Annotated in this window: 8 protein-coding genes; 2 read left to right on the forward strand and 6 right to left on the reverse strand. The window is 63.5% G+C overall.

Annotation, left to right across the window (positions count from 1 at the left end; all coding sequences use genetic code 11):
- Positions 1-76 precede the first annotated feature (76 nt).
- A complete protein-coding gene (pepN, locus tag ACSQ3L_RS24420; RefSeq protein ID WP_436162233.1) occupies positions 77-2,722 on the forward strand; it encodes an aminopeptidase N in 2,646 nt (881 codons plus the stop codon).
- Positions 2,723-2,746: 24 nt separating this feature from the next.
- Here the strand turns inward: pepN and ACSQ3L_RS24425 are convergent, their stop codons facing one another.
- A complete protein-coding gene (locus ACSQ3L_RS24425) occupies positions 2,747-3,052 on the reverse strand; it encodes an addiction module antidote protein (RefSeq protein ID WP_127270971.1) in 306 nt (101 codons plus the stop codon).
- 385 nt (positions 3,053-3,437) lie between these two features.
- On the opposite strand from ACSQ3L_RS24425, the gene ACSQ3L_RS24430 reads away from it, so the two are divergent.
- Positions 3,438-5,759: a PAS domain-containing sensor histidine kinase gene (locus ACSQ3L_RS24430; RefSeq protein ID WP_436162234.1), complete on the forward strand. Its 2,322-nt coding sequence runs from the start codon at positions 3,438-3,440 to the stop codon at positions 5,757-5,759.
- 45 nt (positions 5,760-5,804) lie between these two features.
- Here ACSQ3L_RS24430 and ACSQ3L_RS24435 read toward each other — a convergent pair whose 3' ends face one another.
- The 5 genes from ACSQ3L_RS24435 to ACSQ3L_RS24455 form a co-directional block, all read right to left on the reverse strand.
- Positions 5,805-6,284, reverse strand: coding sequence for a hypothetical protein (locus ACSQ3L_RS24435; protein ID WP_436162235.1), 480 nt, complete (start codon positions 6,282-6,284; stop codon positions 5,805-5,807).
- A 153-nt stretch (positions 6,285-6,437) separates the two neighbouring features.
- Positions 6,438-9,386: a bifunctional [glutamine synthetase] adenylyltransferase/[glutamine synthetase]-adenylyl-L-tyrosine phosphorylase gene (locus ACSQ3L_RS24440; protein ID WP_436162236.1), complete on the reverse strand. Its 2,949-nt coding sequence runs from the start codon at positions 9,384-9,386 to the stop codon at positions 6,438-6,440.
- Positions 9,386-10,861, reverse strand: a complete 1,476-nt coding sequence (locus tag ACSQ3L_RS24445) for an ATP-binding protein (protein ID WP_436162237.1) — start codon at positions 10,859-10,861, stop codon at positions 9,386-9,388. The genes ACSQ3L_RS24440 and ACSQ3L_RS24445 overlap by 1 nt, the downstream gene beginning before the upstream one ends.
- 7 nt (positions 10,862-10,868) lie before the next feature.
- On the reverse strand, positions 10,869-11,543 hold the full coding sequence (locus tag ACSQ3L_RS24450; RefSeq protein WP_378923024.1) for a response regulator transcription factor: 675 nt from the start codon (positions 11,541-11,543) through the stop codon (positions 10,869-10,871).
- A 325-nt stretch (positions 11,544-11,868) separates the two neighbouring features.
- Positions 11,869-13,419 (reverse strand): Do family serine endopeptidase, encoded by a 1,551-nt coding sequence (locus tag ACSQ3L_RS24455; RefSeq protein WP_436162238.1) that lies wholly within the window; start codon positions 13,417-13,419, stop codon positions 11,869-11,871.
- Positions 13,420-13,587: the final 168 nt, after the last annotated feature.

Here is a 13,587-nt window from a genome sequence, read left to right on the forward strand (position 1 = left end):
AAGAGCGCGGACTTCAAATTTCTTGGACCAGCGGACACAATCCGCCGCCAACGCAATCGACAGGAAAACCCACGGAATGCGCACGGACACCGGCCAGGTCTTCAAACTCGAAGACTATCGCCCCAACGACTATCTCATTCCGCAAACCAACCTCACCTTCCGCCTTTCGCCAGACGCAACGCACGTCACCGCCGTGCTTACGATCGAGCGTCGTGACGGCGTCTCCGTGTCGGCACCATTGGTGCTCGACGGCGACGGGCTGACGCTCAAGCGCATCGAGATCGACGGCAGGAAAGTGAAACCGGCGGATCTGCTGGCGACGCCTGACCAGTTGACCATTCTCAAGCCACCGGCGGCACGTCGCTTCCAGTTGCTCATCGAGACCGAGCTGGCGCCGGCGGGCAACGAAGCCTTGATGGGTCTCTACCGCTCGAGCCACGTCTACTGCACGCAATGCGAGGCCGAGGGTTTTCGCCGCATCACCTATTTCCTCGATCGACCCGACATCCTGTCCGTCTACACGGTGCGGATCGAAGCGCTGCGTGAGGAGGCGCCGCTGCTCCTGTCCAACGGCAACCGGCTCGACAGCGGCGATCTCGGCGATGGCTGGCACTATGCTAGTTGGCACGACCCCTTCCCCAAGCCGTCCTATTTGTTTGCATTGGTGGCCGGCAATCTCGGCCAGCTCGCCGACAGTTTCGTCACCCTGTCTGGTCGTACGGTGGAGCTCGGCATCTATGTCGAGCCCGGCAAGGACAAGTTGGCCGTCTACGCGATGGACGCGCTGAAACGATCGATGAAATGGGACGAAGAGGCGTTCGGCCGGGAATACGATCTCGATGTCTTCAACATCGTCGCCGTGTCCGACTTCAACATGGGCGCGATGGAGAACAAGGGCCTCAACATCTTCAACGACAAATATGTGCTGGCCGATCGGGAGACCGCGACGGACGCCGATTTCGCCAACATCGAGGCGATCATCGCGCATGAGTATTTCCACAATTGGACAGGCAACAGAATCACTTGCCGCGACTGGTTCCAGCTTTGCCTGAAGGAAGGGCTGACGGTCTTCCGCGACCACGAATTCTCCGCCGATCAGCGCTCGCGCGCGGTCAAGCGCATCGCCGAAGTGCGCACTTTGCGCGCCCACCAGTTTCCCGAGGACCAGGGTCCGCTGGCGCATCCGGTGCGGCCGCGCCGCTACCGCGAGATCAACAACTTCTACACGGCGACGGTCTACGAGAAAGGTTCCGAAGTGGTGCGCATGATCCGCACAATTCTCGGGGCCGACGTCTTTCGCGCCGGCATGGACCTCTATTTCGAGCGGCACGACGGTGACGCGGCGACGATCGAGGATTTCATCAAGGTGTTCGAGGATGCGTCCGGCCGCGACCTGTCGCAGTTCGCGCTCTGGTATCATCAGGCAGGCACGCCGAACCTGACGATCAGTTCGACGCACAATCCGGCCGCGCAGGAATTCACGCTCGAAATCGAGCAGTCGGTGCCGCCGACACCCTCCGAAAGCCGCAAGCGGCTGATGCACATCCCGCTCGCCTTCGGCCTGATCGGCACCGGCGGCAAGCCCGTGGCGTATAGCGGCGTCGAGGGCGCCAGCGTCGAGGACGGCGTCATCCATGTCCGCAAGCGCCGCCACCTCGTGCGGTTTTCCGGCGTGACCGAGCGCCCGGCCGTGTCGCTCAACCGAGGCTTTTCGGCGCCGGTGACGCTGTCAGTCGAGCAGAAGGCCGACGACCAGTTCTTTCTCGCCCGCCATGACAGCGACGCCTTCTCGCGCTGGCAGGCCTTCAACACATTGCTGACCGATGCGCTGATATTGGCCTTCCGCGAGACCCTCGGCGGCAAGCAGCCCGGTTTCGCGGCGCGGCTGAGCGAACTCGCCGGCAGCATCGCCGGCGACGAGACGCTGGAGCCGGCCTATCGGGCGCTGGCGCTGGCCTTGCCCAGCGAAGCCGACATTGCCCGCGACATCGGCAGGAATATCGATCCCGATGCCATCTATGCCGCCCGCGAGGCGTTGGCGCTGGCGATCGGCACCGCGAACCGCGACGCTTTTTCGAGCCTCTACGACGGCCTTGCCGACAAGGCAGCGTTCAGCCCCGACGCGGCGAGCGCCGGGCGACGCGCCTTGCGCAACACGCTGCTGGATTATCTGGCGCTGCAGCCGGGCGGAGCAACACTCGCCGCCGCGCATTCCCAGTCGGCGACCAACATGACCGACCGCGCGGCAGCGCTTGCCGTGCTCGCGCATCGTCACCACGGTTCGCCAGAGGCGATCGAGGCGCTGGCGGCTTTCGAGACGGCCTACGGGTCCGACCCGCTGGTTATGGACAAGTGGTTCCAGATCCAGGCCAGCGTTCCGGGACCGCGGACCGTCGACACCGTGAGGGTCTTGACCAGCCACCCGGCCTTTTCGATGGGCAATCCGAACCGGGTACGATCGCTGATCGGCACCTTCTCCAGCGCCAACCAGACCGGCTTCCACCGGGCAGACGGCGAAGGCTACCGGTTCTTTTCGCAAACAGTGCTCGAGGTCGAAAAGCGCAACCCGCAAGTGGCGGCAAGGCTGGCGACGGCGCTCAGATCCTGGCGTTCGCTCGAACCTGGCCGGCAAGCCAAGGCCCGGGAAGCGCTGCTTTCGATCGCCGGCGCCGAAAACCTGTCAGCGGATCTGCGGGATATCGTCGAGCGCACACTGGCGTGAATACCCAATCTCTTCAAGCGACCGTTAAATCAGTCCCGGCTGATGGGACTGGGGCTTAGCGGTCAACTCGATCCCGAGCGCCTTCATCACAGCAATCGTCGTTTTCAGGGTCGGATTGCCGTTCTCGCTGAACGAGCGATAGAGCTGCTCACGCGAAAGTCCCGTCTGGCTCGCTATCTGGGCCATGCCTTTGGCGCGGGCTACGACCCCCAGCGCGTGCGCGATATAGCCGGAATCTTCGGAAGCAAATGCTTCCGCCATGAATGCGGCAATGGCCTCATCGGAGGTCAGGCCCTCGGCCGGATCAAAGGTTGTTAGTTTTTCAGCCATGTCATTCACTCCATTCTTTCGCCAGACGTTTCGCCGTCGTGATGTCCCTCTTCTGGGTGCCTTTGTCGCCGCCGCACAGGAGGACGATGATCGGGCGCGCTCATCCCTCAGTCGCGTCCACCATTTTCGGAACGTTTCGGTCTGCTTCAGATCGATCATGAGGGAATGTAGTTTATAAACTACAGCCTGTCAAGCAACGCAGAGGGACAGCCGTGCGCTCGACAAGGGGCATTGGCACGTTTCGCCGTTATTTTAGTCGATTTTTAATCTTTTTTCGCCGAGCCACTGGACAAGGCGAATCACCTTTGATTCTTTACTGACGATTCGGATGTGCGGCGTTTGCCGGATCACCAAGCAGCATAGGCAAATTCGGGGAGTGCCATTTATGGCGAAGGCGGACGCGTGGGGCGCGCCCGGAGGGACGGCTTTTGCGCGTCGCGAGACGCGCAGCGACGGCCTTGCCGGGAATACGCGGCTCATCGCCGAACCGGCCTATCGGCGGCTCTTGGCCGCCGAGCCGCTGCTGCGCCGATCGATACCCGTCCTCATCATCACCTTCCTGATCGTCATCGCGGCGCTGCGCGTGCTGTCGCTGATGAACGAGCGCGACGATGTCGAGCGCAATGCCAAGGCGATCCTGACGCTGGCGGCGGGCCAGTTGGCCAGTTCGCTCGCCACCACCTCGGAAACGGTGCCCGGCGCCATCCAGGATCTGCTGGAGACCACCAGCCGTCAGGGCGCGATGGGCCGCAGCCATGTGCTCGTCGTCACCGACAGCGCTTTCAGGATCGTCGCCGTGACACCACGCTCGACGCCATGGCAGGGCCGTTCGCTCGACGGCCTCGTCGAGGGCGGCCAGCCATTGTTCATGTTCGGCGATCGTGCCGGCGTCATGGACGTCAACATCGACGGACGGGACTGGTACGCGGCGGTCAGCCTGGCGAATGACGGAAAGGGTGCATCGGCGGCCCTGGTGCCGCAGGACGCGGTTTTCGATGCCTGGCGCAAGACCGTTTCGCTAAACGTCACCCTGTTCGTGCTGACGGCCGGCGTGCTGATCATCATCCTCTATGCCTATTTCGGCCAGGCCGCACGCGCGCAGGCGGCCGACCGCATCTACCTCGAAGCGCATCAGCGCATCGACATGGCGCTGGTTCGCGGCCGCTGCGGCCTGTGGGACTGGGACATGGTGCGCGGCAAGATGTACTGGTCGCGTTCGATGTACGACATGCTCGGCTACAAGCCCTGCGACTCGATGCTGTCCTTCGGCGAGGTTGACGAGATCATCCATCCCGAGGACGGCGACCTGTTTGCGCTCGCCAACAGAATCGTCGCACGCGAGATCGACCATATCGACCAAGTGTTCCGCATGCGGCATGCCGACGGCCAATGGGTATGGATGCGCGCACGGGCACAAGTCATCGATCCGGAAGCGCCGGAGATCCAGCTGATCGGCATCGCCGTCGACGTTACCGAGCAGCGTCATCTGGCGCTGCGTTCCGAGGCGGCCGACCTTCGTCTCAGAACGGCGATCGAGAACATCAACGAATCCTTCGTGCTGTGGGATTCGGCGCAGCGCCTGATCATGTGCAATTCCAAGTACCAGCAGGACAACGGGCTTTCGGACCGCGACGTGATGCCGGGCGTCGCGCGCGCGGCATTGGAAGAACGCATGCTGGCCTTTGCTTCCGAACGGCGGCTTGCCCACACCAGCGGCCTGCAAGGCGGCGCCACTTTCGAACGGCAGCTGGCCGATGGCCGCTGGCTGCAGGTCAACGAGCTGAAGACCCGCGACGGCGGCATCGTCTCGGTCGGTTCCGATATCACCCAGATCAAGCTGCACCAGGAGAAGCTGGTCGACAGCGAGCGCCGGCTGATGGCGACGATCCATGATCTCAGCCTCGCCCGCCGGGCGGAAGAGGAGCGTTCGCGCGAACTGGTCGACCTCAACCGCAAATACATGAAGGAAACCGAACGGGCCGAAGCGGCGAACCGGGCCAAATCCGAATTCCTGGCCAACATGTCGCATGAGTTGCGCACACCGCTGAACGCGATCATCGGCTTCTCCGAACTGATGGAACAGGGGCTGTTCGGCCCGCTCGGATCAGAGCGCTACGAGGAATATGCCACCGACATCAACAGCAGCGGCAAATATCTGCTGGGCGTCATCAACGACATTCTCGACATGTCCAAGATCGAGGCCGGCCAGTTCTCGCTGGACCGGGAAGAGATCGATCTCGGCCCGCTGATCAGCGAGACCGTTCGCGTCGTCTCGCTGCAGGCGGCGCAGAAGGCCATCACCGTGGAAACGCGTATCGCCGACGCGTTGACGCTGGTCGCGGATCGCCGTGCGATCAAGCAGATCGTCATCAACCTGCTATCCAACGCAGTGAAATTCACCGGCCAGGGCGGCCACATATCGGTAAGAGCCCGCAACACATCCGGCGCGCTGGTGCTGACGATCGAGGACAATGGCTGCGGCATCCCCAAGGAGGCGCTCGGCAAGCTCGGACGGCCTTTCGAACAGGTGCAGAACCAGTTCTCCAAGAGCCACGCCGGGTCCGGCCTTGGCCTCGCCATCTCGCGCTCGCTGGCCGAGCTTCAGGGTGGGGCGCTGAAGATCCGTTCGACCGAAGGTGTCGGCACGATCGTATCGGTGCGCATTCCGGTGAAGAAGAGCGCGCCGGCGGTCAAAGTTGCGGCCTAGGTAAACACAGGCTCCGACTGAGATCGCCGGAGCCTGCATCGGATCTCACTCCATGCCGCCGTCTTCGCCGTCGTCGCCCCATTGACGGTGACGACCAAAGCGGCCGCCCTTGGGCAGTTCGCGCTTCTCGATCTTGCCGTCGTTGTTCTTGTCGAGCATGGCGAAGACCTTCTTCTCCCGACTGGCGATGTCGTCTGACGTCAGCGTGCCATCGCCCTTGGTGTCGTAGCGGGCGATGATGCGCTTGGCCATCCGCTCGAAACGCGCCTTCTCGAGCGCATCGGCTAGCTGAGCGACGGTCAGCTTGCCGCCATTGTCGGCGACGAGCTTCTTCAGCCGAGCGTTCATGGCGTCGGAAAACTGGTCGAAGTTGATGGTGCCATCGGAAGCGCTCATCGCCTTGTCGAGGCGCATCATCGTGCCTTCGCGCATTTTTGCGCTGGCATTGTTTTCGGCATAGGCCGTGGTGCCGACGGCGCCGGCCAAGGCTACGAAGGCAAGGGCAAGTTTGGTCGTCTTTCTCATGGTCTTCTCCTGTTGCATCGTCACCCCCGATGCCAGAGCGGCGGATCTTCGATCCAGTTGCCGCTCTGTCTCTTTGTTTGAGCATCGGATTTTCCCAAAACCGGTTTCCACTTTTGGGTCCGATGCTCTAGCCGGGATAGCCGCTCGTCGCGGTCATCGCGTACGGAGCAAAAGATCAAAGTCCTTCCTGACCTTTTGCGACGTCTCTTTGAGATGTGCTTCCAGCACACCGAAATCCGGCAGGTCGGTCACCGCCAGAAGCAGATCCGAAAGCCCCGGCGGAACGTCGTCGCGCTCAAAGGCTCCGGTAAGGCACAGCCGCGTCATCTGGGTCAGCGCCAGATAGAGCGCGTAGGCGTCGCCAAGCTCCTGCCTGACCCCGGCATCGGCAAAGCCCGGTGCCAGACGCGACAGGATCTCGGCCGTGCCGGTAACGCGCGGCCCGGCGCCTACCTGCCCGGTGATGACAGCCACCTGGGCGATGAATTCGAGATCGATCAGGCCGCCGGAGATCAGCTTGATGTCCCACAGATCGCGCGGCGGCTTTTCCTTTTCGATCATGGCGCGCATGTCCGAGGCCTCGGCCATCACCTTTGTAGCGTCGCGCGGCTGGCCAAGCACCGCCGCCACTTCCGCTTCAACCTCACTGCACAGGCTGGCGTCGCCGGCTATGGCGCGCGCGCGGGCCAGCGCCATGTGCTCCCAGGTCCAGGCTTCCTGGCGCTGGTATTTCTTGAAGGCATCGATATGGGTGGCCACCGGCCCCTTGTTGCCGGATGGCCGCAGGCGCAGGTCGAGCTCGTAGAGCACGCCCTCCGCCGTCGGCGCGGACACGGCCGCGATCAGCCGCTGCGTCATGCGGGTGTAGTAATGCGAAGGCGCCAGCGGCTTGTCGCCATCGGACTCCTCGGCATCGGGATCGTGGTCGTAGAGCAGGATGAGGTCGACATCCGATCCGGCGGTCAGCTCCCGGCTGCCGAGCTTACCCATGCCGAGCAGCGAAACCACGCCGCCGGCAATCGTGCCGTGGCGTGCCGCGAATTCGGCCGCCACCGCCTGCAACGCCGCCTCGATGGTGAGATCCGCCAGATCGGAAAAGGCGCGACCGGCCCGCGCCGGATCGATCGAGCCGGCCAGCAGCCGAACACCGATCAGGAATTTCTGCTCGGAGGCAAAAATGCGCAGCCGGTCGAGCACGTCCTCATAGAGCCGGTCGCCCTCGACAAAGGCGGAAAGCCGCGCCGACAGATAGGCGCGATCGGGCAATTCGGTCAGCAAGGCCGGGTCGAGCAGGCCGTCGAAGACATGCGGCCGGCGCGTGATGATCGCCGCCAGCCGGGGAGCCGCGCCCATGATCGTCGCCAAAAGCTTGAGCAGGGCCGGATTGGACTGCAGCAGGGAAAACAGCTGGATGCCGGCCGGCAGGCCGGCGAGAAACTCGTCGAAGCGCATCAGGGCTTCGTCGGCCCGGCGCGTCTGGCCGAACGCCCGCAGCAGCGCCGGCGTCAGTTCCGTCAGCCGCTCACGCGCTTCCGCCGACTGGGTGACGCGATAGCGGCCGAAATGCCAGCCGCGAATGACGCGGCAGATGTCGCTTGGGCGCAGAAAGCCGAGGCCGTGCAAGGTCTGCAACGTATCGGGATCGTCGACATCGCCGGTGAAGACCAAATTGCCGATGCCGGTTGAAAGTTCGGGTGCTGTTTCAAACAGTGCCGCGTAGTGGCGTTCGACCTGCTGCAGCGAGGCGCGGAACGCCAGGGCAAAGGCGGCAGCATCGACAAAGCCCAGCATGCGGGCGATGCGCTCAAGCCCCTCATCGTCTTCCGGCAGCGTGTGCGTCTGCTCGTCGGCAACCATCTGCACGGCGTGTTCGACCCGACGCAGAAACCAGTATTGGCGAGCTAGCGCATCGCGCGCATCGGCGGTGATCCAGCTGCGTGCGGCGAGTTGGCCGAGCATCGGCACGGTCTCGCGCCCGCGCAGTTCCGGGAAACGGCCGCCGGCGATAAGCTGCTGGGTCTGGACGAAGAACTCGATCTCGCGGATGCCGCCGCGCCCGAGCTTGACGTTATGGCCCTTGACCGCGATCTCGCCATGTCCCTTGTGGGCATGGATCTGGCGCTTGATCGAATGGACGTCGGCAATTGCCGCGTAGTCCATGTATTTGCGCCAGATATAGGGCTGCAACTCCTTGAGGAAGGCAGCGCCCGCGGCCAGATCACCAGCCACCGGACGCGCCTTGATCATGGCGGCGCGCTCCCAGTTCTGGCCGCGCGCCTCGTAGTAGCGCAATGCGGCTTCGACCGGGATCGCCAGCGGTGTCGAACCGGGATCGGGGCGCAACCTCAGATCGGTGCGGAAGACATAGCCGTGCTCGGTGCGGTCCTGCAGGATGCGTACCAGGCGGCGCGTCAGCCGCGAAAACAGCTCGGTGGCATCGAGCGGGTCAACGACGGCGGGCGCTTCCGGATCGAAGAAAACCACGAGATCGATGTCCGAGGAGAAATTCAGCTCATGCGCACCAAGCTTGCCCATGCCGAGCAGGATCCAGCCCGATTGCTTCGACGGGTTGTCGAGATCCGGCAGTTTGAGCTTGCCCTGGCTATGCGCATCGCGCAGCAGGAAGTCGACGGCCGCACGGGTGCAGCGATCGGCAAGATCGCTCAGCCGCCGCACCGTCAGCGCCGTTTCGGCTTCGCCGGCAAGATCGGCCAGCGCGATCAGGAAATGCGCCTCGGCTTTGCACTGGCGCAGTTCCATCATCAGCCCGGATTCCGACACCGCTTCGGCCAGATGCGCCTGGTCGACGGCGGCACCGATCGCCTTCAGCCGATCTTCGACCGTCTGGTCGAACAGCCCGTCCAGGATTTGCGGCCGGCGGCGTGCGGTATCGCGCAGGAACGGCGACAGATCGAAGACCGCGGCGAGGAAGTCCTGAGCTGGCCCTTTGCCTGCTAGGAACTTGGCCAGCCGCGTCAGCCCTTGTTCGCCTGCGGCTGAAGCGATCCCGGCCAGTTCCTGCCGCGAACGGTCCTCGTCCAACGGAGCCAGGCTGATCGCCGGCTTCAGCAGCCAATCTGTCGCCCTCACAGCCGTGCCCATCAGTGATCCTCCCGTGCCGGGAAACTCATGACCACGGATAGTCCGGGATTGCCGGGCAGGAGATCAAGCCGGCCGTTGTGGAAAGTCATGACGGCCTTGGCAAGGCTGAGGCCAAGGCCGGAGCCCGGCTGCGAACGGCTCTTCTCCAGCCGCACGAAACGTTCCGTCGCGCGGGCGCGGTCGCTATCGTCGGGAATGCCGTGGCCATTATCGGTAACCGACAGACGGATGTTCGCACCGGCCCGCCCAAGTGCCACGCGCACGGCCGGCTTGGCATTGGCGTCGGTCGAATATTTGATGGCGTTGTCGACGATATTGGATAGCGCCTGGCCGATCAGTTCGCGGTTGCCGTTGACGAAGACCGCCTCCCGCACGTCTGCCTTGAGCGACACCCCCGCCTCCTCCGCTACCGGCTCATAGAGCTCGACGACATCGCGCACGGCCTCCGCCAGATCGACGCGGTCCGTGTTCTCCGAGGAGTAGCCAGCCTCCAGCCTAGAGATCATCAGGATGGCGTTGAAGGTCTTTATCAGCTGGTCGGACTCGGTAATGGTGCCTTCCAGCGCCTGGCGGTAGTCGGTGGGCTTGTGCTTACCCGAAAGCGTCGCTTCGGCCCGGTTGCGCAATCGGGTCAGCGGCGTTTTCAGATCATGCGCGATGTTGTCGGAAACCTGCTTCAAGCCTTCGTTGAGTGTGGCGATCCTGGCCAGCATGACGTTGAGATTTTCGGACAGCCGGTCGAACTCGTCACCGGTGCCGGTCACTGGCAGCCGGCCCGACAGGTCGCCGCCCATGATGCGGCGGCTGGCTTCCGACACACTGTCGATGCGCTTCAGCGCGGCGCGGCCGACAAAGAACCAGATCAGCAACCCGCCAAGCCCCATCATGCCCAGCGCCAGCATCAGGGCGCGGCGAATGACAGCGCGAAACCGCTCCGGTTCGCCCAGATCGCGGCCGACCAGCATGATCATCTGGTTCGGCAGGCGAAGTACCAGCGCGATGGCGTTGTGGCCCTTCTCGCCCTGCACCTGCGTATCGCTCTGATCGGATGGCGGGGTGCCCTGGTCAGTCTGCAGATTGCGCTGCCGCTCGAGCTCTCCCTCGCCAAAGCGCTGATAGGAGAACGGGCTCGAGGTCCAGCCTTCGGTTTCGAGTACGCCCGGCTCCAGGCTCTGCACGTTGCCGGTCAGGATCTGGCCGTTGGCGTCGGCGATCAGATAGAGGTTTGCGCCGGGCTGGCGCGAGCGCGCCTCGACCACACGCACCAGCACCGGCAGGCCGCCGCGTTGATAGGCGCGAGCCAGACCGAGCACCTCGTCATTGATGGTGTCCTGGGTCTGCGCGGTCAGCATGCGCGCCGACAGGGAGGTCATGTAGAAGACGAGCGCCACCGCGCAGAGCGCGAAGAGCAGGAGGTAGAGCGCCGAAAGCCGCGCTGCCGTCGTCTTCATGATGGCTGGCACGGAAAGGGCCATGCTGCTGCTAGCCGCTCTTCAGCATATAGCCGGCGCCGCGAACCGTGTGCAGGATGGGCTTGTCGAAGCCCTTCTCGATCTTACCGCGCAGCCGCGAGATATGGACGTCGATGACGTTGGTCTGCGGATCGAAATGATAGTCCCAGACATTTTCGAGCAGCATGGTACGGGTCACCACCTGACCGGCATGCCGCATCAGATACTCCAACAGACGGAATTCACGCGGCTGCAGCGTAATCTCACGCGCCGCGCGACGGACCGAATGCGACAGCCTGTCGAGTTCGAGATCGCCGACGCGGTAGACGGTTTCGGCTTCCTTGGCGCTGGCGCGGCGGTTGAGAACCTCGACGCGGGCCAGAAGTTCGGAAAAAGCATAAGGTTTGGTCAGATAATCGTCGCCGCCGGCGCGCAGGCCCGTAACCCGGTCATCGACCTCGCCGAGTGCCGACAGGATCAGCACCGGCGTCGTGTTGCCCCTGGATCTCAGACCGGCAATGACCGACAGGCCGTCGCGGCGCGGCATCATCCGGTCGATGACCATCACGTCGTAGTCACCGGCATCGGCGAGCGCGAAGCCGGTTTCACCGTCACCGGCGACATGCGCGGTATGGCCGGCCTCGGTAAAGGCTTTCTGCAAGTAATCCGCAGCCTCGCGATCGTCTTCTATGACGAGAATCTTCATAGGGCTGTTATACGCGATTTCGCCGGAAGGTTGAGTGGCAGACATCTGCATTGTGGCCTTTGCCAAGCGCATCGCGATCAAGATCATCCGATAGCCGTGCGCGGTAAAGTCCTCGCTCCCAATGTCGCTGCATCAGACCGCTGAAGGGCTTTTGAATTGTGCGGCAGCGGGCGATGGGAAGCCCGCTGCCGCCGGGGGAGAGCACGATGACTGACTAACGCGCCCTCCTCCATGCTTCCCGTGCGGCGGCTCGGGGGTGTTTGAAACTGCCGCACTGGAAAAGTCGAACAGCCTCCGAAACCGAACTCCGGTCCCGGAGCCGGCGTCAGCCCTTGGCGACGGGCAGCGCGACGAAACGATTGGTGTCGTCGCGAGTGATCTGCATCAGCACTGCCTTGCGGCCGGATTTGACTGCATCGGTCATCGCCTTGGTGACGTCGTCGGTGCCGTTCACTTCGGTCGAATTGACTGATGTGATGACGTCGCCCGGCTGGATACCTCGATCGGCGGCATCGCTGTCGGGATCGACGTCGGTCACCACCAGTCCCTTGCCGTTTTCCGACTTGGTGACGGTCAGGCCGAGATCGGCCAGCGTGTCGGGCTTGACCGGAGCGGCGGGCTGCTGCTGGTCGTTCGAAGCCTGCTTGTCGCTCGAGGGCAGTTTGCCGAGATCGACCTTGACCGCCTGGCTCTTGCCGTCGCGCCACACGGTGACGTCGACCGACTTGCCGGGCGAGTAGGCACCGATCAGACGCGCCAGTTCTTTCGGCGACGCAACGTCCTTGCCGTCGACCTGGGTGATGACGTCGCCGGCCGTGATGCCGGCCTTCTTGCCGGGACCGTCGTCCTGGGCGCTGGAAACCAGCGCGCCGTTGTTGGACTTCAGACCGAGCGATTCAGCGATTTCGGAGGTAACCGGCTGGATTTCGACCCCGAGCCAGCCACGCTGCACGGAACCGCTCTTCATCAGGTCCTGAACGACCTGCTTGGCGGTCGAGGCGGGGATGTCGAAGGCGATGCCGACGCTGCCGCCAGACGGCGAGAAGATCGCGGTGTTGATGCCGACGACTTGGCCGTTGAGGTTGAAGGTCGGGCCGCCCGAATTGCCGCGGTTGACCGAAGCGTCGATCTGGATGAAGTCGTCATAGGGGCCGGCGCCGATGTCGCGGCCGCGGGCCGAGACGATGCCCGCGGTGACGGTGCCGCCGAGACCGAACGGATTGCCGACCGCCACCACCCAGTCGCCGACGCGAACCTTGGAATCGTCGGCGAAGTCGACATAGGTGAACTTGCCGACGCCGTCGACCTTGAGCACGGCGAGATCGGTGCGCGCGTCGGTGCCGATCAGCTTGGCGTCGAGCTCCTTACCGTCATTCATCACCACGGTGAAGGCCGAGCCTTCCGAAACGACGTGATTGTTGGTGACGAGATAGCCGTCATCGGAGATGAAGAAGCCCGACCCTTGAGCAACCGGCCGCGGCTGGTCGTTGTTGTGGTCGCGGTGGCTGAAACGCCTGTTGCCGCCTTGGCCGTCCTGATCGCCAAAGCCGCGGAATTCCCTGAAGAAGCGCCGCAACTGCGGATTGTCAGGCAGGTTGTTCATGCCGTCCTGATCGTCGGACTGGTCGGAGCCGTCGTCTGCCGCCGGGCTGATCTTGGCCTTGACCTTGACGCTGACAACGGCGGGAGAAACGCGCTCGACGACGTCGGCGAAACCCGGCACCTGCGGCGCCTCGACGCGCACGGCGTCTGCCAGAACAGGGCTGGTTCCACTGGTCAGCGCGCCGACACCGATCGCACCTGCCACGGCGATCGACGCGACGGCAGCCAGGAGGCGCTTGCGGGTGACGGAATATGAATTGGGGGCAATATTCATGGATTTCGTATCCTCTTTCAAATGGACGCTGCTGATCGGCATCCTCGGGGAGGAGAATTAGAGAGGCGCACATTACAGCGCCATTTCCGACACATGAAACTTTGGTAATGTTTGGGTCAGGGGACGCACAAACCCCTTGGCTGCGATGGTCCGATGTACTATCTTGTA

Origin of the sequence: Mesorhizobium sp. LjRoot246 (assembly GCF_964254115.1) — a bacterium.
Classification (GTDB): Bacteria; Pseudomonadota; Alphaproteobacteria; order Rhizobiales; family Rhizobiaceae; genus Mesorhizobium.